Source organism: Cupriavidus cauae, from assembly GCF_008632125.1.
GTDB classification, from domain to species: domain Bacteria; phylum Pseudomonadota; class Gammaproteobacteria; order Burkholderiales; family Burkholderiaceae; genus Cupriavidus; species Cupriavidus cauae.
On sequence record NZ_VWRN01000053.1, the window covers coordinates 120,511 to 141,203 of the forward strand.

A 20,693-nucleotide genomic window follows, 5' to 3' on the forward strand; every position below is an offset into this window, starting at 1 on the left:
GACAAATGGCCGAAACGGTGGACTTTGGGCCAAAACCGGGGACATTTGTTCGGACTACGAAGTGGAATCGAACTGTTCTCTGTCCAGTTCCCGGGCGAGTTCATGCCATAGTGGCACGCGCGATGGCGGTGCAGGCTCTGGCTCCGTATCTGGTTGTCGGGGTGCTTTGGGCTCCGGCGGCCGTCCGACAGTGCTGTGGTTTTGCTCCCATTCCCAGAGGGCTTGCAGCGAGAAGCGGACGCTGCCAACCAAGGCCAGATGTGGAACCTGCTTCCTGGCACGGTATTCCGGGGTTGTGAACCAGTGTTTGGGCAGTCCGGTCGCCTCAATCACATCCTGGGCCGTGACGTAGAACGCCCCGGCATCTTCTTCCGTTTCAGGCTGTTCCTGCGGCCGAGTCACGACTTTGGGCACGCGTTCACCGTCACCAAGAATCGCTGACCAGTGCTGCGCGCTCTGTCGCTCGAAGCCGAGGATGTCGGCTTCGTGGTAACGGACATACTGGAACAATTTGTGCCAGGTGGGCCCTTCGTTGTCAGAACGCCAGCGTCGCAAGGTTTTCAGGCTGATCTTCCAGCGGGCGGCAAGCTGCCTTTCGGTCATCACGGGGTAATGCATCTTCTTCTCCAAGACTGATGCCCCCATGACAACGCTGTTCCTTGTAGAAGCCAAGCTCAGTGTTCGATGATTACCCTGCGGCCGTCTCCGCAATCAGCACGTCGGCCGGGATGCCCAGGCTCTTGTGCAGCCTGCGGATCATGGCCAGCGTCAACGGGCGCTTGCGGCTCAGGACTTCGTAGACGCGGTTGCTTTTGCCAATCATCGGCTCGAGATCTTTAACGGACAGACCGCTTTGATCCATCCGGAATTTGATGGCTTCTACTGGATCAGGCGCAGTGATGGGCACGTGCTTGGCCTCGTAGGCTTGCACCAGCGTGGCGAGGATATCCAGGCGATCCCCCTCCGGCGTGCCCAGATCAGGGTCGGACTCCATCAAGGCCGAAATCTCTTTAAGCGTGGCCTTGTAGTCTGTTTCGGTGTGGATAGGGCGGATGTCCATGTTTTCCTCCGTGGCCGGTCAGGCCATTTCAACGGTTTCTGCGTCCACTGCGTCGTACTCCTTGTGGGTGCCGACGAACTTCACGTAGACGATCTGCAACTTGTACGCAACGGCCACGATCAGCCGGTAATCATTGCCTTTGATGTTGAAGACCACGCGACGGTTCTTCAGCACGCTGGCGCTGCGGTACAGCGCCTTGATGTCTGCGGGCTGAGTCCAGGTCGCATTCGTTGCTTCCTCATACCAAGCCTTCAGCGGCTGCTCGGCGTCGGGATGGCGCTCCCAGAAGGCTCGAAGGGTGGACACAGCAATCACTCGCATTGGTCGGAGTTTAGTCCCATTTTGGGACTATTGCAACGGCAGGCTGGCCCAACAGGGGGTTCCCACGATGCAAAACGGCCATTTGATAGAGGCGAGCACCCTCAAGATCAGTGCTTTTCTAAAGAACCTCATATGCGGGCGCGGGTTCGGTTCCGTATTCCGCCACCAGTATTCCGTCCGACGACATCCGCAAATCGATGTCCTGAAACCCGCGACAGCGCAAGCTCCGCGGGTTTTTGTTTTTCAGCTTTGCGGACCCAAACCATCCAGATCGACGGAGCGATGGCATTATCGCGGCAATCACTCTTCACATTTCATCGAAGCAGAGCGAAACCGATGACCGCCTTCCACCCCGTCCCCCTGCAATACGCCAGCCGCCTGATCAACCATGGCCCGACCGTGCTGGTCACCAGCAGCGACGGCAGCCGCCGCAACGTGATGGCCGCCGCCTGGTCGATGCCGGTCGAATTCACGCCGCCGCGCATTGCGATCGTGATCGACAAGCGGACCTTCACGCGCGAGCTGGTCGCGGCCAGCGGCAGCTTTGGCATCTGCATCCCCGGCGCGGCCGCCATCGATATGACCTACGCGGTGGGCAGCGCCACGGGCCGCGACGTCGACAAGTTCGCGCAGTTCGGCATCGCGGCCATCACCGGTCCCGAGCTTGGTCTGCCGCTGATCGAAGCGGGCTGCAGCGCGTGGATGGAGTGCCGGCTGATTCCGGAGGCGCATACCGAGGATACCTACGACACCTGCTTCGGCGAGGTCGTGGCCGCGGCCGCGGATCCGCGCGTGTTCGCCAATGGCCGGTGGAAGTTCGATGCGGGCAACGAGGCCCTGCACACGATCCATCATCTGGGCGGCGGCAATTTCGTGCGTTCATCCTCGACAATCGTCGCCAAGCCGATCGGCTGACCCAATCGCTCGACCGAACCCGAGCGCGATCGTGTTTGCCGCCAAGCCAGTCGCCAGACCGATACCCTGAGCCGAACGCGAGCGCGATCGGGATCGCCGCCCAGCCGACTGCCCGAACCAAACCCTGAGCCGAACGCGAAGCCGAGCGCGATCGTTCAGCGCTCCTTCCCCGCCCGCGACGGGCGCATCGGCGCCCGCGCCCCCAACGACCGCAACGATAACGACGCCGCCTGCCGCACCGCGCGCGTGACGGCGTCGAGCGCCGGCGAGCGCAGCCGCCATCGGTGCCAGTACAAGGGCACGTCCAGATGCCGGCGCGGCGCAAATTCGGCGAGCGTCCCGTGCGCCAGCGGCTCGCGCACGAAGGGCTCGGGCATCATGCCCCAACCGAGCCCACGCTGGGCAAACGCGACGAAGCCGGCGGTCGAGGGCACGTAGTGAATCGGCGGCATCGGCTGCTCGGCATCGGGCCCGATCAGCAGCGCGATGAAGCGCGCCTGCAGCGCATCCTTGCGATTGAAGGCGAGCATCGGCGTGCGCGACAGGCTGGCGGCGTTGACGCCCTTGGCAAATGCCTGCGCGATCAACAGCGGCGAAGCCACGGCGAGATAACGCATGATGCCGAGCGGTTCGACCGTGCAGCCCTGCACCGGCTCGGCGCTGGCGCTGACCGCCGCCATCACCACGCCCTCGCGCAGCAGCGTCGCCGAATGGTCCTGGTCTTCGACGCGCAGATCGAACACCATCGCGGGCTCGGCCGGCAAGGCGTCGAAGCTGGCGGGAAACCAGCTGTCGAGCGAATCGGCATTGACGGCCAGCGGCACGCGCAGCGGCATCCCGCTCGTGCCCCGCAGGCCATTGCCATCGGCATCGCCCAGTTCGGCCAGCGTTTCCGCTTCCAGCAGCGCCAGTTGCTCGGTATAGCGCGCCAGCGTGCGGCCGGCCGCGGTCGGCTGGCAGGGGCTGCCTCGTTGCAGCAGCACCTGGCCGAGCCGCTCCTCGAGCTGGCGCATGCGCTGGCTGATGGCCGAGGGCGTGACATGCAGGCGCCGGGCCGCGGCCTCGAAACTCCCTTCCTGCAGCACGGCGGCGAAGGCGGCCAGCTGGCCGTTGTCGATTTTCATCATTAGTGTTTCTAATCCAGGACAAGGAAGTTTAGTTTTTCTTTTGACCACGGCAAAGCTAAGGTGAGGGCCTTCCAACTTCCCGGTCCCCTCCCGATGAAGATCGACATGCCCCTGACGGCCGGCTTCCTCTCCAGCCTGGCGCTGATCATCCCGATCGGCGCGCAGAACGCCTTCGTGCTGCGGCTCGGCATCCGGCGCCAGCATCGCCTGCCGGTGGCCCTGCTGTGCGCCACCTCCGATGCGCTGCTGATCGGCGTCGGCATCGCCGGCCTCGGCGCGCTGCTGCACGCGCATCCCGGCTGGCTGACGCTGACGCGCTATGGCGGCGCGGCCTTCCTCGCGGTCTACGGCCTGATGGCGGCACGCCGCGCCTTGGATGCCGGCAAGGTCGAGCTGCAGGCCGCGGCCCCATTGCCGCTGGCGACCGCGCTGGCCACCTGTCTTGCCTTCACCTTCCTGAATCCGCACGTCTATCTCGATACCGTGGTGCTGCTCGGCGCGCTGGCGAGCCAGCATGGCAGCGATGGCCGTTGGTTCTTCGGCCTCGGCGCCGCGCTGGCGAGCCTGTCGTGGTTCCTCGCGCTGGCCTACGGCGCCGGACTGCTGGCGCCGCTGTTCCGCCGGCCGATGGCATGGCGCTGCCTCGACGGCGCCATCGCGGCGGTGATGATGGGCCTGGCGTTGACGCTGGTGCTGGGCTAGCGAGGGCGACCACAAGACCGGCAAAGGCGCTTCCCCGCTTTCAATGCGGCCGAATTCTGCGTTGCACAAATTTGTGCGATGTAACACGGAACTCACTTTCGCCGCGGCTGGACGAAGAGTTGTTCCGCCGTACGGCACCGCGACCGTGGTGCACTGATGCAGTGCACTACGACATCGACTCGCCCGCAGTTCACGCTGGCGCAGTGCACGAGGTCCTCGGCGGCCGTCACCATGCCAACCGTCCGCCAGCAGGGAGCCACCATGGAAGTCGCCAAACGCCTGATGCTAGAGAACCGCGCCTGGGCCACCGAAGTGTTGTCACGCGATCCCGACCGCTTCAAGCGTCTGGCGGTGCGCCAGGCGCCGGACGTGCTGTGGATCGGCTGCTCGGACAGCCGCGTGCCCGCGGAGCTGATCACCAATGCCGACCCCGGCGATCTGTTCGTGCACCGGAACATCGCCAACCTGGTGTGCGAGGACGACCCCAATCTGATGAGCGTGCTGCAGTACGCGCTCGAGGTGCTGCGCGTGGGCAACGTCATCGTCTGCGGGCATCAGGGCTGCGGCGGCGTGCGTGCGTCGCTGGCGCGCGTGCCGGAGCTGCCCCACGTCGATGCGCGGCTGGACAAGATCCGGCAGGTCTATCGCGCGCATTGCGGCGAACTCGATCGCCTCGACAACGACGACGCGCGCACCGCGCGGCTGGTCGAACTCAATGCGATCGCGCAGGTGCGCAAGCTGGCCGGGATGCCGCTGGTGCGCAAGGTGTGGGACAGCGGCCGCGCGCTGCGCCTGCATGCGTGGATCTACTCGCTGGAAACGGGCCTGCTGGAAGAGCGCCTGTGCCTCGATGGCACCGACGCCGACGCGTCCCCGGAACCGCTGGCGGCCTGACACATTGGCGCGCTGACGCCGCCCCAAATACAGAGCACACAGGGTCTACGAAACGCTGCAGCAACTCGCTGTTGCCGCGGCGGCATCGTCGTCCCACCGTCGTCGTCGCGAACGCCGGACCCGGCGGCTGACATCGAGCCGCTCGGCCCCGCGTTCGTGGCGGCGATGAGCCACCCTTTCGTCCAACCCTCCATCGCATCGACCCCTATGAACACGGCGCCCCCTACCCCGACCGTCTCCATCCCGTCCTTGCGCGACGCCTATCTGCGCCACCTCGGCCGCGACATTCCCGCCGGCGTGGTGGTATTTCTCGTTGCCCTGCCGCTGTGCCTGGGCATCGCGCTGGCCTCCGGCGCACCGTTGTTGTCGGGCCTGCTGGCCGGCGTGATCGGCGGCGTGGTGGTCGCCATGCTGAGCGGCTCGCAGTTGAGCGTCAGCGGCCCCGCGGCCGGCCTCGTCGTGATCGTCGTCGGCGCAATCTCGACGCTCGGCGGCTTCTCCGCCTTCCTGGTCGCGGTGATGCTGGCCGGCGCGCTGCAGATCGTCTTCGCGTGGCTGCGCGCCGGCGATATCGCGGCACTGGTGCCGTCGGCCGTGATCAAGGGCATGCTGGCCGCGATCGGCCTGCTGCTGATCATCAAGCAACTGCCGGTCGCGCTCGGCCTGCCCTCGTCGGCGCCGCTGGACAGCCGGCTGGTCGACGAGGCGGGCCTGGCGGAGGCCGCTCAGCAGGCGCTCGGCATGGTGTCGGGCAGCAACCTGACGGTGGCGGCAGTGGCGCTGGCGATCCTGGTGCTGTGGGATACCGATTTCATCCGGCAGCGTCGCGCGCTGCGGGCTTTGCCGGCACCGCTGCTGGCGGTGCTGTGGGGTGTGCTGTACCAGCGCTTCGCCCTGCATGCGAGCCCCGATGCCGCGCTGGCTCCTGACCATCTGGTGCAGCTGCCGGCCATCGATGGTCCGGCGTCTCTGCTGGCCGAACTGGCGCGCCCCGACTTCTCGGCGCTGGCCAATCCCGATCTGTATGTGGTCGCGCTGACGCTGGCGATCGTCGCAAGCCTGGAGACGCTGTTGAGCCTGGAGGCCGTCGACAAGCTCGACCCGATGCGCCGCGTGGCGCCGCCCAACCGGGAGCTGTACGCGCAGGGCGTCGGCAATATGGTCGCCGGTCTACTCGGCGCGCTGCCACTGACCGCGGTGATCGTGCGCAGCTCGGCCAATATCAGCGCGGGCGGACGCACCAAGGTGTCGGCGGTCGTGCATGGCGTGCTGCTGCTGGCCAGCGTGCTGTTCCTGTCCGACCTGCTGCGCTGGATTCCGCTCGCGGCGCTGTCCGCCATCCTGCTGCACGTGGGCTACAAGCTGGCCAAGCCCGCGCTGTTCGTCGAGGCCTGGCGCAAGGGCCCGGCACAGGCGCTGCCATTCGTCGTCACGATCGCGGCCATCCTGGCCACCGACCTGCTGTTCGGCATCGCCATCGGCATGGCGGTGGGGATCGCCTTCACGCTGCGCCATCACGCGCGGAGCGCGATCTCGCTGACGCGCTACGAGGACTGCTATCTGCTTCGCCTGCACAAGGACGTGTCGTTCTTCCACAAGGCGCAGCTGCGGCGCCATCTGGCGAAGGTGGAAGCCGGCGGAAAACTGATCATCGATGCAACCCGTTGCGAGCGCATCGACCACGATATCCAAGAGACACTGACCGACTTCCAGCGTGCGGCGCGGGTCGCCGGCATCGATGTCACGCTGCGCACGCCGGGGCCGGCGTCGCGCCTGCCGGCGGCATTGGCCGCCGCCGGGTCGTAGCGGCCGCCCGCGTCGCGACGCTGGCGGCGGGCGGCGGGGGTGGTCGATCAACCGTCGATCAACCGTCGATCAACCGTCGATCAACGACGATCAACCGACGATCAGCCCACGATCAATCGGCCACCAAATCGGCCATCAATCGGCCTTGACCGGCTCGATCGACATCTCCTTGAGCTTGAGCTCGACCGCCTTGCCCTTGCGCGCGCGCTTGCCGACGTACGGCAGCAGGTTCGCGCCGGCCAGCTTCTGCGACGACGCCTTGCCGCCTCGGCCCTGCCCGGACACCATCAGTCCGGGGGCACCCACCGCGGCGACCTGCTGCAGCGTTTCCTTGGGCTCCAGCTCCATCAGGATCACGCCGCGTCCGCCGCCGGACAGCACCTTGATCTCGTCCAGCGCGATCAGCAGCAGGCGGCCGTTGCCGGACAGGCAGGCCACGTGCGTCGCCTCGTCGCCGATCGGCGCGGGCGCCAGCGGCGCGTCGCCATCGTCGAGCGTCAGGAAGGACTTGCCGCCCTTCTGCCGGCTGATCATGTCGCCGATCTTGCTCTGGAAGCCGTTGCCGCCGCGCGTGGCGATCAGCATGCGCTGCTCGGCCGTGCCGGCGAAGGTATGCGCGATCTGCGTGCCCGCCTGCAGCTCGACCAGCGTGGTCAGCGGCACGCCGTCGCCGCGGCCGCCGGGCAGGCCCGCGACCGGCACCGAGTAGACGCGGCCATTGGTACCGAACGCCAGCAGCACGTCGATGGTGCGGCATTCGAAGGTGCCGTACAGCGCGTCGCCCGCCTTGAAGGCGAACTGCTGCGGATCGTGGCCATGGCCCTGGCGCGTGCGCACCCAGCCCTTCTGCGAGACCACCACGGTGACCGGTTCGTCGATCACGCGCAGCTCGGCGGCGGCGCGGCGCTCCTCCTGGATCAGCGTGCGGCGCGGGTCCTTGTCGGCCGGGCTGTATTGCCTGGCGTCGGCCTCGATCTCCTTGATGATGCGACGGCGCATCATCGTCTCGGACTTCAGCAGCACGTCCAGGTCGGCCTGCTCTTCGCGCAGGTCCTTCAGCTCCTGCTCGATGCGGATCGATTCGAGCCGCGCCAACTGGCGCAGCCGGATTTCGAGGATGTCCTCGGCCTGGCGCTCGGACAGGCCGAACGCCTGCATCAGCGCCGGCTTGGGCTCGTCGCCCTCGCGGATGATGCGGATCACCTCGTCGATATTGAGCAGCACCAGCATCCGGCCTTCGAGGATATGGATGCGGTCCTCGACCTTGGCCAGACGATGCCGGCTGCGGCGGGTCACCGTCTCGAAGCGGAAGGCGATCCATTCGCGCAGGATCTCGATCAGGCCCTTCTGCCGCGGACGCCCGTCGGTGCCGATCATCACCAGGTTGATCGGCGCGCCCGACTCCAGGCTGGTATGCGCGAGCAGCGTCTGCGCGAACTCCTGCTGGTCGATGTTCTTGCTCTTGGGCTCGAACACCAGCCGCACCGGTGCATCCTTGCCGGACTCGTCGCGCACCGCGTCGAGCACGCCCAGCATGGTCTGCTTGAGCTGCAGCTGTTCCGGCGTCAGCGACTTCTTGCCGGCGCGCACCTTCGGATTGGTCAGCTCCTCGATTTCCTCGAGCACCTTCTGCGCCGAGGTGCCGGGCGGCAGCTCGTTGACCACCAGCTGCCACTGGCCGCGCGCCATGTCCTCGATGATCCAGCGCGCGCGAACCTTCAGGCTGCCGCGGCCGCTCTCGTAGATCTGCGCGATATCGGCCGGCGAAGAGATGATCTGGCCGCCGCCGGGATAGTCGGGGCCCGGCATCAGCGCCAGCAGCTCGGCCAGCGTGATGTTCGGATTGCGGATCATCGCCACCGTGGCCGCCGCGACCTCCCGCAGGTTGTGCGGCGGGATTTCGGTGGCCATGCCGACCGCGATGCCGGACGCGCCGTTGAGCAGCACAAAGGGCAGCCGCGCGGGCAGCAGCCTGGGCTCTTCCATCGAGCCGTCGTAGTTCGGCGCGAAGTCGACCGTGCCCTGGTCGATCTCGTCGAGCAGCAGCCGCGCGATCGGCGTCAGCCGCGCCTCGGTGTAGCGCATCGCCGCCGCGCCGTCGCCGTCGCGCGAGCCGAAGTTGCCCTGGCCGTCGATCAGCGGATAGCGCAGCGAGAAGTCCTGCGCCAGCCGCACCAGCGCGTCGTAGGCCGACTGGTCGCCGTGCGGGTGGAATTTGCCGAGCACGTCGCCGACCACGCGCGCCGACTTGACCGGCTTGGCGTCGGCGCGCAGCCCCATCTCGTGCATCGCGAACAGGATGCGGCGCTGTACCGGCTTCTGGCCGTCGGCCACTTCCGGCAGCGCGCGGCCCTTGACCACGCTGATCGCGTAGTCGAGATAGGCCCGTTCGGCGTAATGGGCGAGCGTCAGCGAATCGGCCGGCTCGTCGGGTTGAAACGTAATGTCTTGTTGTTCCATGGATGCTCAATACCTGCCGTCGGCGGCCGTCAGATGTCGGCCACGACTTCGTTGCCGCGTTCCTCGAGCCAGTTGCGCCGCTGCGCGGCCTCGCCCTTGCCCATCAGCATGTTCATCACGCCGACCGTCTTCGGCAGGTCGTATTCGCCCAGCGCCACCGGCAGCAGCCGGCGCGTGTCGGGGTTCATCGTGGTCTCCCACAGCTGCTCGGCGCTCATCTCGCCCAGGCCCTTGAAGCGCGAGATCTGCCACGCGCCTTCCTTGACGCCGTCCTTGATCAGCTTGTCCTGGATCGCCTCGAGCTCGCCGTCGTCGAGCGCGTACAGCTTCTGCGCGGGCTTCTTGCCGCGCGCCGGCGCGTCGACGCGATACAGCGGCGGGCGCGCGACGTAGACGTTGCCCTGCTCGATCAGCTTGGGGAAATGGCGGAAGAACAGCGTCAGCAGCAGCACCTGGATATGCGCGCCGTCGACGTCGGCATCGGACAGGATGCAGATCTTGCCGTAGCGCAGGTTCGACAGGTCGGGCTCGTCGTCGGGGCCGTGCGGGTCCACGCCGATCGCCACCGCGATGTCGTGCACCTCGTTGTTGGCGAACAGGCGGTCGCGCTCGGTCTCCCAGGTGTTCAGCACCTTGCCGCGCAGCGGCAGGATGGCCTGGAATTCCTTGTCGCGGCCCATCTTGGCCGAGCCGCCGGCGGAGTCGCCCTCGACCAGGAACAGCTCGTTGCGCGACACGTCGGTCGATTCGCAATCGGTCAGCTTGCCGGGCAGCACGGCCACGCCGGAGCCCTTCTTCTTCTCGACCTTCTGCGCGGCGCGCGTACGCGCCTGGGCCTGGCGAATCACCAGCTCGGCCAGCTTCTTGCCGTAGTCGACATGGTGGTTCAGCCACAGCTCCAGCGCCGGGCGGCTGAAGGTCGAGACCAGCCGCACCGCGTCGCGGCTGTTCAGCCGTTCCTTGATCTGGCCCTGGAACTGCGGGTCCAGCACCTTGGCCGACAGCACGAAGGAGGCGCGCGCGAACACGTCCTCGGACATCAGCTTGACGCCCTTGGGCAGCAGCGCGTGCATCTCGATAAAGCTCTTGACGGCCTGGAACAGCCCCTCGCGCAGGCCGGACTCATGCGTGCCGCCGGCCGGCGTGGGAATCAGGTTCACATAGGATTCGCGCACCGGCGCGCCTTCCTCGGTCCAGGCCACCACCCACGAGGCGCCCTCGCCCTCGGCGAAGCCTTCCTCGCCGGCATTGGCGTCGGGATCGGCGAAATGCTCGCCCTCGAACATCGGGATCACCAGCTCGGCGCCGCTGCCTTGCGCCAGCGCCTCGATCAGATAGCCCTTCAGGCCCTGGTCGTACTGCCAGGTCTGCACGGTCGGCTCCTGGCCGCCGCTCTTCTCGATGACCAGCGTGACCTTGACCCCGGGCAGCAGCACCGCCTTGCTGCGCAGCAGCCGCTGCAGCTCGGCCAGCGGAATCGTCGCCGAATCGAAGTACTTGGCGTCGGGCCAGACCTGCACGCGCGTGCCGTTCTTCTTCTCGCCGCGCTCGATCTTGCGCGTGGTCAGCGGCGTGGTCACGTCGCCGCCGGAGAAGGTCAGCGTGGAGAAATTGCCGTCGCGCCAGACCGACACGTCCAGCCGCGTCGACAGCGCATTGGTCACCGACACGCCGACGCCGTGCAGGCCGCCCGAGAACGCGTAGGCGCCGCCCTTGCCCTTGTCGAACTTGCCGCCCGCGTGCAGCCGCGTGAAGACGATCTCGACGACCGGCACCTTTTCCTCGGGGTGGATGCCGACCGGAATGCCGCGGCCGTCGTCCTCGACGCTGACGCTGCCGTCGCGATGCAGGGTGACGACGATCTCGCTGCCGAAGCCGCCCAGCGCCTCGTCGGAGGCGTTGTCGATGACCTCCTGCACGATGTGCAGCGGGTTATCGGTGCGGGTGTACATGCCGGGTCGTTGCTTGACCGGCTCCAGTCCTTTCAGGACGCGGATGGAAGATTCGCTGTACTGACTGGGTTTGCTCGCCATGGAGTCGTTACGAAAGTGGGAATCGCGGCCGTCGGACATCCGCATCGGGAGGGCCGGCCAGGCCGGGCAGCCTGCATTGTAATGGAACGCCGGCGCCGCCAATCCCGTATCAAGCGGGGAATTCTGCCCCTTCCGGCGCGGCCGGCGTGCCTGCTTGCGGCCGCGGCGGACCCTCGCCCGCGCGTCCGCCGCGTCACCCCGCCGGCATAAAACCCTGGCCGGCCGGGTGAATTTCGCGACGGCCGACGCGCGTTTTCGATGCGGAGTACACTCGCCAGCACGATTGCCCGGCAGGGCAAGTCGACGGCGACGACCAAGACAACAAGCACAACAACGACAACAGCAATACCCTCCGAACCGAGCCCGACAATGCCAAGAAAAGAACTCTCCCTGACCACCGTGCTGATCTGCGGCGGCCTGCTCGTCACGCTGTCGATGGGCATCCGCCACGGCTTCGGCCTGTTCAACCTGCCGATCACGCAGGCGCACGGCTGGAGCCGCGAAACCTTCGCCTTCGCGCTGGCGCTGCAGAACCTGATGTGGGGCGTGGCGCAGCCCTTCGCCGGCGCGCTGGCCGACAAGTTCGGCTCGGTCAGGGTGATGCTGGTCGGCGTGGCGCTCTATGTCGCCGGGCTGGTGGTGATGGCGCTCGCCTCGAGCGGCACGGCCTTCGCCTCGGGCGCCGGCATCATGATCGGCATCGCGCAGGCGGGCACCACCTACAGCGTGGTCTACGGCGTGATCGGTCGCGTCGCCAGCCCCGAGAAGCGGGTCTGGGCGATGGGCATCGCCGCCGCGGCCGGCTCGTTCGGCCAGTTCCTGATGATCCCCGTCGAGCAGGGTCTGATCTCGGCCATCGGCTGGCAGAACGCGCTGTTCGTGCTGGCGGTGATGGCCTGCATGATGCTGCCGCTGGTCGTCGCGCTGCGCGAACCGCAGCAGGGTGGCGGCACCTCGGGCTTCCAGCAGACCATCGGCCAGGCGGTGAAGGAAGCGTTCGGCAACCGCAATTTCCAGCTGCTGACGCTGGGCTACTTCGTCTGCGGCTTCCAGGTGGTCTTCATCGGCGTGCACCTGGCGCCGTACCTGAAGGACCGCGGCTTCACCGATCCCAAGGTCGCCACGGTGGCGCTGGCACTGATCGGCCTGTTCAATGTGTTCGGCACCTATACCGCCGGCGCGCTGGGCCAGCGCATGCCCAAGCGCTATCTGCTGTCGTTCATTTATCTGAGCCGCTCGATCGTGATCGCCGCCTATCTGCTGCTGCCCCTGTCGGCGTTCAGCACCTGGGTATTCGCCGCGATCATGGGCGCGCTGTGGCTGTCGACCGTGCCGCTGACCAACGGCATCATCGCGCAGGTGTTCGGCGTGCAGTATCTGTCGATGCTGTCGGGCGTGGTGTTCTTCTCGCACCAGATCGGCAGCTTCCTGGGGGCGTGGCTGGGCGGCTATCTGTACGACCGCACCGGCGCCTACGACATCGTCTGGGGCATCGCGATTGCGCTCGGCGTGGTGGCGGCCCTGGTCAATCTGCCGATCCGCGAGCAGGCGCTGGTGCGCCCGCGGGCGGCGGCCGCCTGATCATGACGACCCGCGCGCTGCGGATCATGGGCGCCGCCACGCTGGCGGCGGCGCTGGTGCTCGGCTTTGTCGGCTATCTGCAGCCGGGGTTCATGGTCGACCTGACCAATATGGTGCTGGCGTGGTGCGGGTAGGCAATCGAGGCGCCGATTACCGTCTCGCCACTCTTCCGCAAGCGTGAGAGAGTCAGCGGAGACGGCGTTCCCTTGGGTCCTGCCCTAGCCTTCTCCGCGGCTCTTCGCCTCCAGCACTTCCCAGCGTTCCAGCGCTTCCAGCAGCTCCATCTCGATCTCGTCGAAGCGCGCCGCCAGTTGCGCGGCGCGCGGCGGATCGCTGGCGTACAGCGATCCGTCCTCGAGCTGTCCGCCGATGGTCTTCTGCTCGGCCTCCAGCGCGGCGATGCGCTCCGGCAGCGCGTCCAGTTCGCGCTGCTCCTTGTACGACAGCTTGACGGTCCGATTGGCGCCGCGCGCGTCGCGGCCCGCGGTCTTGACGGCTTCGTCGCCGCCGGCGGCCTTGCCGGTATCGTTGCCCTTGCCGGTGTCAGCGCCCTTGCGTTCGGCGCCCTTTTGGGTCGGTGCAGGCGCCTGCGCGGCCGCGCCGCGCTCCGACTGCCGGACCCAGTCCGAATAGCCCCCGACATATTCGCGCCAGCGGCCCTCGCCCTCCCATGCGATCGTCGAGGTCACCACGTTGTCGAGGAAGGCGCGGTCGTGCGACACCAGGAACACGGTGCCGCCGTAGTCCTGCAGCAGTTCCTCCAGCAGCTCAAGCGTCTCGATATCGAGGTCGTTGGTCGGCTCGTCGAGCACCAGCACATTGGCCGGCCGCGCGAACAGCCGTGCCAGCAGCAGGCGGTTGCGCTCGCCGCCGGACAGCGACTTGACCGGCGAACGAGCACGCTCCGGCGCGAACAGGAAATCGCCCAGATAGCTCATCACGTGCTTGCGCTGGCCGTTGACCTCGACCCAGTCGCTGCCGGGGCTGATGGTGTCGGCCAGCGACGTCTCCAGATCCAGCTGCGTGCGCATCTGGTCGAAGTAGGCGACCTGCAGGTTGCTGCCGTTCCTGACCACGCCGGCGTCGGGCGCCAGTTCGCCCAGGATCAGCCGCAGCAGCGTGGTCTTGCCCGCACCGTTGGGGCCGATCAGGCCGACCTTGTCGCCGCGCATGATGGTGCCGGTGAAGTCGCGCACCACGGTGCGGTCGCCGAAGGACTTGGTCACGTCGATCAGTTCGGCGACGATCTTGCCCGAGCGCTCCGCCTGCGAGACCTCGAGCTTCACATTGCCCTGCACCTCGCGCCGCGCCGCGCGTTCCGCGCGCATCGTCACCAGCCGCTGGATGCGCGCAACGCTGCGCGTGCGGCGCGCCTCGACGCCCTTGCGGATCCAGACCTCTTCCTGCGCCAGCAGCTTGTCGAACTTGGCCTGCTCGACCTGCTCGGCGGCCAGCATCTCGGCCTTGCGCGTCTGGTAGGCGGCGAAATTGCCAGGGAAGGACACCAGCTTGCCGCGATCGAGCTCGACGATGCGCGTGGCGACGCGATCGAGGAAGGCACGATCGTGGGTGATCAGCAGCACGCTGCCGCGAAAGCCCAGCAGCAGATCCTCGAGCCAGCGGATCGCTTCGACGTCCAGGTGGTTGGTCGGCTCATCGAGCAGCAGGATGTCGGGCTCGGCCACCAGCGCCTGCGCCAGCGCCACGCGCTTGCGCGTGCCGCCGGACAGCGCGTCGACGCGCGCCACCGGATCGAGCCCGAGACGCGCGAGCGTCGTCTCGACGCGCGTGCGCAGTTGCCAGGCATCGGCCGCGTCGAGCTCCGACTGCAGCCGATGCAGTTCGGCCAGCGTCGCCTCGTCGTGATGCTCGGCCAGCCGGTTGGCGGCATGTTCATAGGCGACCAGCAGATCGTGCGCGGCGCCCATGCCCTGCGCGACCGCATCGAACACCGTGATGTCGGCCGCGAACTCCGGTTCCTGCGGCACGTAGGCGGTGGTGATGCCCTGCTGGCGCGCGATCAGCCCGTCGTCGGGCGCGGCCAGGCCGGCCACGATCTTCAGCAGCGAGGACTTGCCCGAGCCGTTGCGGCCGATCAGGCCGACACGTTCGCCGGCCTCCAGCGAAAAGTCGGCGTGGTCGAGCAGCGCCACGTGGCCAAAGGCAAGCTGGGCATCGGAAATGGAGAACAGGGCCATGACTGCGAAGGAAGAGCGAAGGAAGGAGGCGCGGGATGAAGGGTCGCGAGCGCCGAGGCGGGCACGAAGGACGCGGCGTCAGCGTGGCACGGCCCGCATACGGCCGGATCGGCGGCGAGCCGGCATTGTAGAGCATGGCGCCGCGACGGCGCGGTCCCTCGCCGACGGACGGCCAGTGCGGACGTCCAACGCGGACGTCCAACGCGGACGGCCAGCGCGGAAGGCTAGCGCGGACGGCTAGCGCGGCATCGCCGGCAGCCGCAAGCGGGCCTGGGCGCCGCCCTCCGGCCGGTTGCCCAGCGTCAGCTCGCCACGGTGGAGCAGCGCCACCTCGCGGGCGAAGCACAGGCCCAGCCCGGTGCCCTTGTCGCGACCGCCCGGCCGCGGCAGCGAGTAGAAGCGCTCGAACACCCGCGGCAGCGCGTAGTCCGGGATGCCGGGACCGTTGTCCGCCACCGTCACGGCGAGCACATCGCCGTGTTGGCCGTGGCCGCCATGGTCGCCGTGGCCGCCGCGCTCGCGGCGCAAACCCAGCGCGACGGTACTGCCTGCCGGCGCGAAGTCGACCGCGTTCTCGACCAGATTGGCGAGCGCCTGCCGCAGCAGGAACGGATCGCCGAGGACTTCGGCGGACCCGGCATCGGCCTCCACATGCGGCGACAGCACGACGCCGCGCTGCCGCGCGCGCGGCTCCAGCTCGGCCGCCAGTTCCGCCAGCAGCGGCGCCAGCGCGACCGGCCGCGGCGCCTCCAGCTGCTGGCGCTGCTCGACCTCGGCCAGCGCCAGCAGCTTGGCGACCATCTCGGCCAGGCGCCGCGCCTGGTTGTCGATATTGCCGACGAAGCGGGCGCGGTCGGCAGCCGGCATGTCCTCGCGCAGCAGTTCCGCCGCGCCGCGGATCGCCGCCAGCGGGCTCTTCATTTCGTGCGTCAGCGTGTGGATGTAGTGCTCGACGTACTGCTTGTCCTCGAGCCGCAGCCGCATGGTTTCCATCGCCCGGCCCAGCTCGGCCAGCTCGCCGGCCCCGGACAGCGGCATCGCGGCGCGCTCGCCGGCCGCCACCGCGCGCGCATAGCGCCGCAGCCGGCGCAGGCCGTTCGCCAGCCACAGCGTGCAGGCCAGGCCGATCGCCGCCGCCACGCCCATCAGCAGCAGCCCGTGCAGCAGGATCCGGTGCTGGCTGCGCGCGATGACCGGCGCCATCACCGCGTTGGGCTTGGCCACCGTCAGCACGCCCAGCAGGCGCTCGCCATCGCGGATCGGCGCCGCGACGTACATCACCGTGCTGCCGTCGTCGTCGGGATCGCTGCGCGTGCTGCGCGCGCCGTACTTGCCGCGCAGCGTCAGGTAGACGTCGTTCCAGCGCGAATAGTCCTGGCCGACCGCGGTGCCGGCCGAATCGAAGCGCACGATGCCGTCGGTGTCGGTGACATAGACGCGATAGCCGATTTCGCGCTTGCGCAGGCCCCACAGTTCGGCATCCAGCGGCGCGTCGCGCAGGCCGGTCAGCTGGCGCGCAAACGCGCCGTCGGCGATGCGGCCCTCGCGCATGTCGTCGACCGCCAGCGCGGCAAGCGCGTGCGCGGTATCGATCAGCGTGTCCTCCATCGCCTGGCGCACGCCCGGCTTGACCTCCTGCACGAACACGCGCAGCGTCAGCCAGGCCGCCAGTCCGACGATCAGGAAGAAACCCAGGAAGATGCGCAGGCCAATCCGCACGCGTGCCGGTCCCGCTCAGATCGCCAGCGAATAACCCATGCCGCGATGGGTGCGGATCGGGTCGTCGTCGCCGGCCGCGCGCAGCTTGGCGCGCAGCGTCTTGATGTGGGTGTCCACGGTGCGGTCGCTGGTGTCGAGCGCATCGTCCCAGACCAGGTCCATCAGCTGCGCGCGCGAGTAGATGCGGCCCGGATGGTCGGCCAGCAGCGCGAGCAGCCGGTATTCGTAGCGGGTCAGGTCGAGCCACTGGCCGCGGTAGGCCAGCCGGGCGCCGTCGCGATCGTGCACGAACGGCGGCGCGGTGTCCTGCGCGGCCTTCTGCGCGGGGACTGGCGCCGCGCCCTCGCTCCGTCCGCGCATGCGACGCAGGATCACGCGGACGCGCGCCGCCAGTTCGCGCGGCGAGAACGGCTTGACCACATAGTCATCGGCGCCGATCTCCAGCCCGACGACACGGTCGATCTCCTCGTGGCGCGCCGTCAGGAAAATCACCGGCACATCGGAAAAGGTCCGCAGCGTACGGCAGACCTCGAAGCCGTTCAGGTCCGGCAGGCCCACGTCGAGGATCACCAGGTCGACCGGCTGCGCGCGCAAGCGGGCGATCGCCTCGCTGCCCAGGGCGCAATGCTCGACCTGCATGCCTTCCGTGCGCAGCGCATAGAGGATCGTATCGGCAATGGCGGACTCGTCGTCGACTACCAGGATCGAGGGGACATGCGTGGCGTTGGCTTGCATGGAAGGGCTTGCAGGCGGCTGCGGCGGAAAATGGGAGGCGGGAAGCGGGTCCGTCATTCTAGTCGAGCGCGCCGACGGGGGCCCCGCCCTGCCGCTGGCGCCGGCGATGGAAGTAGAGCCGCTGCGCGGCCCAGCGCAGCGGCCGGGAATACAGCATCCACTCGAACAGGCGGTCGGACTGGCAGCGGTCGAACAGCCAGCGCAGCGCGCGCTTGGCGCGAAAGCGCGGGGTTGCGCGCGGCACGGACCGCTCGGGCGCCGGCCCGCCCTCGCGCAGATGCGCGGCGATGGCCGTGCCGATCGTCTCGCCGTGCTCCCACGCCGAATGGATGCCACCCGCGGTGACCGGCGACACCACGCCGGCCGCATCGCCGGCCAGCAGCACGCCGTCGCGGCCCAGCGGCAGCACCGGTCCGCCGCAGGGAATCAGGCCGGCGCGCGTCGAGGCCGGCACCGCGTCGTCGGGCACGTCGAGCAGATGCCGCACGCGGGCGAGAAAGCCTTCGATATCGGGCGTACGCGGACCGCGTCGACGGCGCCGCAGCGCCAGGCCCATCTGCACGCCGGTGGGCGTCTGCGCAGCCCAGCCGAGATAGCCGGGCGCAAAGCGCTTGCCGACGAAGCAGTGCAAGGCCCCCGGCTCGGGCAGGGTCAGGCCGTCGAATTCGTACTCGATGCCGTACAGGAAGTCGCGCGGGCCCGGCAGGCCAAGCCAGGCCGCCACGCGCGACTTCGCGCCGTCCGCGCCGACCAGGTAGCGAGTGCGGCCGATGCCAGGAATGCGCCAGCGATCGCCGTCGCGCATCGCCTGCACGAACGGCGTGCCGAGGTGCACCGTCACGCCATGCCGCACCAGTTCGTCGACCAGCCAGCGCATCAGTGCCGGGGTATCGGTGGTCAGGAAGTAGTAGCCGGGCGCGTCCAGCCGCAGGCTGCGCAGCGCCGGCGAATAGAGCCGGACCTGCTCGACGCGGCGGAAGCAGTGCGCCGGCGCGCGGCCCAGCCAGGTGCGCTCGGCCGCCTCCTTGACGACGATGCCGGTGGTATGGAGCTTCGCGCCCGGATCGCGCTTGCGCTCGAGCACCGCCACGCGCAGGCCGGCGCGCGCGGCCGCCAGCGCGCAGGCGGCGCCGGCAAAGCTGGCGCCGACGACGATCACGTCGTAGTCGGTCATGCTCGATGCGAGCGGAAAGACGGTGCGTGCGGAGTCCGAAGCGGAGGCGGAAGCCGGGCCGCGAGCGGAAGCAGGGTCGGAACCAACAGCGGGGTCGGAAGCGGAATTCGGGACGGACACTGCGGGACGGGATGGCATCATGCCGGGCTCCTGTTGCGTCGGTGACAGGCAGCGCAGTGTCGCGGGCGAATGTGAAGGCGGCGTGGGGTTTATGTGTGGCGGGAAGCCACCGAGGTTCCGCCGGTGCCGATCGCCGGCCCATAAAAAAGAACAGCCCGCGACATAGGCGGGCTGAAGAGTCTCTCCTCGGTGCCCTGCTCCCAAGGCACGGCCTCACTGTATCGGGACGGCGGCGCTCGCTCCAGTCGGACAAATCCGTAAGGGAAAACGCCTGTAGGCCGGCGGCGGTCCCCTTCCCACGTCGACGGCGGCCCGCAGCGCCGCGTCGACGATGCCCCGCGCTCGTGCGAAGATGTCGCCCTCAACGCACTGCAGGCCCGGTCGCCAGCGCATCCTTGCATTCCGGTTGCCGTGACCAACGCCGCTGGTTGCCGATCTCCGCGACGCCGGTTGTCCACCCCGATATGCGACCGGCCGCACCGACCGAACCGAATCGCCATGCCCTCCGCCACGCTCAAACTCACCGATCTTTCCGTTTCGGCTTTCGTCGCCGGACTGGTCGCCATGCTGACCGGCTACACCAGCTCGCTGGTGCTGATGATCCAGGCCGGACAGGCCGCGCATCTGAGCGACGCGCAAATTGCCTCGTGGATCTGGGCGCTGTCGATCGGCATGGGCGTGACCACCATCGGGCTGTCGCTGCTCACGCGCGTGCCGATCGTGATCGCATGGTCCACGCCGGGCGCGGCGCTGCTGATCGCCAGCCTGCCGGGCGTGCCGTACGCCGAGGCGATCGGCGCCTTCCTGCTGGCCGCGCTGCTGATGACGGCCGCCGGCCTGACCGGCTGGTTCGACCGGCTGATGCGCGCGCTGCCGGCCAGCATCGCGGCGGCGCTGCTCGCCGGCATCCTGTTCCGCATCAGCATCGACGTCTTCGTGCAGGCACAGCACCAGACGCTGCTGCTGTTGCCGATGTTCGCGGCCTATCTGCTGGGCAAGCGCTGGTGGCCCCGCTATGCGGTGCCCGGTGTGCTGGTGATCGGCGTAGCGCTGGCCGGCGTGCTGGGCCAACTGCATTTCGAGCAGTTCCACTTCGCGGTGGCTGCGCCGGTGTGGACCACCCCGGCGTTTTCGCTGCAGGCCTTCGTCAGCATCGCGATTCCGCTGTTCATCGTCGCGCTGGCATCGCAGAACATTCCCGGCCTTGCCGTGCTGCGAGCCGACGGCTATCACGTCAAGGCGTCGCCGCTGATCACCGTGACGGGCCTGGCCTCCGCGGTGCTGGCACCGTTCGGCTCGCACGGCATCAACCTCGCCGCGATCACGGCGGCCATCTGCACCGGCAGCGAGGCGCACCCGGACCCGGCGCGGCGCTACACCGCGGCGGTGGTCTGCGGCATCGGCTACCTGGTCGCCGGCACGCTGGCCGCCAGCATCGCGGCGCTGTTCGCCGCCTTCCCGCAGGCGCTGGTGATCGCCGTCGCCGCGTTCGCGCTGCTCGGCTCGATCGCCAGCGGCCTGACCACGGCGATGCAGAACCCCGGCGAGCGCGAGGCCGCGCTGCTGACCTTCATGATCACGGCGTCGGGCATGACGCTGGCCGGCATCGGCTCGGCGTTCTGGGGCGTGGTGGGCGGGATCGTGGCGCTGTGGGTGCTGCGGCCGCGGCAAGGCCGTTGAACGTCAAGCCCATCGTGGCACGTCACGGCTGGCCGGACGCGTAAGACAACGGCGCATCCGATCCCACCACGCCCTCTTCTTGATAGCTTTCGTCGACTCAGCACAAGCGCACGATCCCTTGGCGATTTAGCGTAGTAGCAAAAATCTTGTTCAACGTATTTTTTGCTA

Annotated in this window: 17 protein-coding genes; 7 read left to right on the forward strand and 10 right to left on the reverse strand. The window is 68.3% G+C overall.

The window, feature by feature from the left end; all coding sequences use genetic code 11:
• Positions 1 to 54: 54 nt before the first annotated feature.
• The 3 genes from F1599_RS25965 to F1599_RS19580 form a co-directional block, all read right to left on the reverse strand.
• Complete coding sequence (locus F1599_RS25965; protein ID WP_190286412.1) at positions 55 to 618, reverse strand: MerR family transcriptional regulator; 564 nt, start codon at positions 616 to 618, stop codon at positions 55 to 57.
• A gap of 70 nt (positions 619 to 688) precedes the next feature.
• Complete coding sequence (locus F1599_RS19575) at positions 689 to 1,060, reverse strand: helix-turn-helix domain-containing protein (protein ID WP_066690583.1); 372 nt, start codon at positions 1,058 to 1,060, stop codon at positions 689 to 691.
• Between the two features lie 18 nt (positions 1,061 to 1,078).
• Complete coding sequence (locus F1599_RS19580) at positions 1,079 to 1,381, reverse strand: type II toxin-antitoxin system HigB family toxin (RefSeq protein WP_128313642.1); 303 nt, start codon at positions 1,379 to 1,381, stop codon at positions 1,079 to 1,081.
• A 336-nt stretch (positions 1,382 to 1,717) separates the two neighbouring features.
• Here F1599_RS19580 and F1599_RS19585 point away from each other — a divergent pair, with 336 nt between their 5' ends.
• A complete protein-coding gene (locus F1599_RS19585; RefSeq protein WP_150084182.1) occupies positions 1,718 to 2,296 on the forward strand; it encodes a flavin reductase family protein in 579 nt (192 codons plus the stop codon).
• A gap of 155 nt (positions 2,297 to 2,451) precedes the next feature.
• Here the strand turns inward: F1599_RS19585 and F1599_RS19590 are convergent, their stop codons facing one another.
• The gene (locus tag F1599_RS19590) at positions 2,452 to 3,423 is read right to left on the reverse strand and encodes a LysR family transcriptional regulator ArgP (protein ID WP_317845758.1); all 972 of its coding nucleotides are present in this window, start codon (positions 3,421 to 3,423) and stop codon (positions 2,452 to 2,454) included.
• A 105-nt stretch (positions 3,424 to 3,528) separates the two neighbouring features.
• Here F1599_RS19590 and F1599_RS19595 point away from each other — a divergent pair, with 105 nt between their 5' ends.
• From F1599_RS19595 to F1599_RS19605, 3 genes are all read left to right on the forward strand, one after another.
• A complete protein-coding gene (locus F1599_RS19595; RefSeq protein ID WP_223819770.1) occupies positions 3,529 to 4,125 on the forward strand; it encodes a LysE/ArgO family amino acid transporter in 597 nt (198 codons plus the stop codon).
• A 261-nt stretch (positions 4,126 to 4,386) separates the two neighbouring features.
• Complete coding sequence (locus F1599_RS19600; RefSeq protein ID WP_150084184.1) at positions 4,387 to 5,019, forward strand: carbonic anhydrase; 633 nt, start codon at positions 4,387 to 4,389, stop codon at positions 5,017 to 5,019.
• 207 nt (positions 5,020 to 5,226) lie between these two features.
• Positions 5,227 to 6,825, forward strand: coding sequence for a SulP family inorganic anion transporter (locus F1599_RS19605; protein ID WP_223819771.1), 1,599 nt, complete (start codon positions 5,227 to 5,229; stop codon positions 6,823 to 6,825).
• A gap of 135 nt (positions 6,826 to 6,960) precedes the next feature.
• On the opposite strand, the gene parC is transcribed toward F1599_RS19605, so the two are convergent.
• On the reverse strand, positions 6,961 to 9,285 hold the full coding sequence (parC, locus tag F1599_RS19610; protein WP_150084185.1) for a DNA topoisomerase IV subunit A: 2,325 nt from the start codon (positions 9,283 to 9,285) through the stop codon (positions 6,961 to 6,963).
• Between the two features lie 29 nt (positions 9,286 to 9,314).
• Positions 9,315 to 11,318 carry a DNA topoisomerase IV subunit B gene (locus F1599_RS19615; RefSeq protein WP_149317872.1) on the reverse strand — a complete coding sequence of 668 codons (2,004 nt, stop codon included), beginning with the start codon at positions 11,316 to 11,318 and terminating at the stop codon, positions 9,315 to 9,317.
• Between the two features lie 369 nt (positions 11,319 to 11,687).
• Here F1599_RS19615 and F1599_RS19620 point away from each other — a divergent pair, with 369 nt between their 5' ends.
• Both F1599_RS19620 and F1599_RS26480 read left to right on the forward strand, forming a co-directional pair.
• On the forward strand, positions 11,688 to 12,899 hold the full coding sequence (locus F1599_RS19620) for an MFS transporter (protein ID WP_149317871.1): 1,212 nt from the start codon (positions 11,688 to 11,690) through the stop codon (positions 12,897 to 12,899).
• Between the two features lie 2 nt (positions 12,900 to 12,901).
• Complete coding sequence (locus tag F1599_RS26480; protein ID WP_255650847.1) at positions 12,902 to 13,033, forward strand: hypothetical protein; 132 nt, start codon at positions 12,902 to 12,904, stop codon at positions 13,031 to 13,033.
• 84 nt (positions 13,034 to 13,117) lie between these two features.
• On the opposite strand, the gene F1599_RS19625 is transcribed toward F1599_RS26480, so the two are convergent.
• The 4 genes from F1599_RS19625 to F1599_RS19640 form a co-directional block, all read right to left on the reverse strand.
• Complete coding sequence (locus F1599_RS19625; protein WP_150084186.1) at positions 13,118 to 15,097, reverse strand: ATP-binding cassette domain-containing protein; 1,980 nt, start codon at positions 15,095 to 15,097, stop codon at positions 13,118 to 13,120.
• Between the two features lie 237 nt (positions 15,098 to 15,334).
• Entirely contained in the window at positions 15,335 to 16,816 is a 1,482-nt protein-coding gene (gene creC / locus F1599_RS19630) for a two-component system sensor histidine kinase CreC (protein ID WP_150084187.1), read from the reverse strand.
• 15 nt (positions 16,817 to 16,831) lie between these two features.
• Entirely contained in the window at positions 16,832 to 17,551 is a 720-nt protein-coding gene (gene creB / locus F1599_RS19635; RefSeq protein WP_150084188.1) for a two-component system response regulator CreB, read from the reverse strand.
• A gap of 58 nt (positions 17,552 to 17,609) precedes the next feature.
• Positions 17,610 to 18,725, reverse strand: coding sequence for an NAD(P)/FAD-dependent oxidoreductase (locus tag F1599_RS19640; RefSeq protein WP_149317867.1), 1,116 nt, complete (start codon positions 18,723 to 18,725; stop codon positions 17,610 to 17,612).
• 618 nt (positions 18,726 to 19,343) lie between these two features.
• Between F1599_RS19640 and F1599_RS19645 the strand changes: the two genes are divergently transcribed.
• The gene (locus F1599_RS19645; RefSeq protein WP_150084189.1) at positions 19,344 to 20,525 is read left to right on the forward strand and encodes a benzoate/H(+) symporter BenE family transporter; all 1,182 of its coding nucleotides are present in this window, start codon (positions 19,344 to 19,346) and stop codon (positions 20,523 to 20,525) included.
• The last annotated feature ends 168 nt before the right edge of the window (positions 20,526 to 20,693 follow it).

Bases quoted from the DNA above. Each gene is read 5' to 3' on its own strand.
- F1599_RS19595 (WP_223819770.1), top strand. From the start codon at position 3,529: ATGCCCCTGACGGCCGGCTTCCTCTCCAGCCTGGCGCTGATCATCCCG.
- F1599_RS19590 (WP_317845758.1), bottom strand. From the start codon at position 3,423: ATGATGAAAATCGACAACGGCCAGCTGGCCGCCTTCGCCGCCGTGCTG.
- parC (WP_150084185.1), bottom strand. From the start codon at position 9,285: ATGGAACAACAAGACATTACGTTTCAACCCGACGAGCCGGCCGATTCG.
- F1599_RS19580 (WP_128313642.1), bottom strand. From the start codon at position 1,381: ATGCGAGTGATTGCTGTGTCCACCCTTCGAGCCTTCTGGGAGCGCCAT.
- F1599_RS19575 (WP_066690583.1), bottom strand. From the start codon at position 1,060: ATGGACATCCGCCCTATCCACACCGAAACAGACTACAAGGCCACGCTT.
- F1599_RS19640 (WP_149317867.1), bottom strand. From the start codon at position 18,725: ATGACCGACTACGACGTGATCGTCGTCGGCGCCAGCTTTGCCGGCGCC.
- F1599_RS25965 (WP_190286412.1), bottom strand. From the start codon at position 618: ATGCATTACCCCGTGATGACCGAAAGGCAGCTTGCCGCCCGCTGGAAG.
- F1599_RS19625 (WP_150084186.1), bottom strand. From the start codon at position 15,097: ATGGCCCTGTTCTCCATTTCCGATGCCCAGCTTGCCTTTGGCCACGTG.
- F1599_RS19585 (WP_150084182.1), top strand. From the start codon at position 1,718: ATGACCGCCTTCCACCCCGTCCCCCTGCAATACGCCAGCCGCCTGATC.
- F1599_RS19605 (WP_223819771.1), top strand. From the start codon at position 5,227: ATGAACACGGCGCCCCCTACCCCGACCGTCTCCATCCCGTCCTTGCGC.
- F1599_RS26480 (WP_255650847.1), top strand. From the start codon at position 12,902: ATGACGACCCGCGCGCTGCGGATCATGGGCGCCGCCACGCTGGCGGCG.
- F1599_RS19645 (WP_150084189.1), top strand. From the start codon at position 19,344: ATGCCCTCCGCCACGCTCAAACTCACCGATCTTTCCGTTTCGGCTTTC.
- F1599_RS19620 (WP_149317871.1), top strand. From the start codon at position 11,688: ATGCCAAGAAAAGAACTCTCCCTGACCACCGTGCTGATCTGCGGCGGC.
- F1599_RS19615 (WP_149317872.1), bottom strand. From the start codon at position 11,318: ATGGCGAGCAAACCCAGTCAGTACAGCGAATCTTCCATCCGCGTCCTG.
- creB (WP_150084188.1), bottom strand. From the start codon at position 17,551: ATGCAAGCCAACGCCACGCATGTCCCCTCGATCCTGGTAGTCGACGAC.
- F1599_RS19600 (WP_150084184.1), top strand. From the start codon at position 4,387: ATGGAAGTCGCCAAACGCCTGATGCTAGAGAACCGCGCCTGGGCCACC.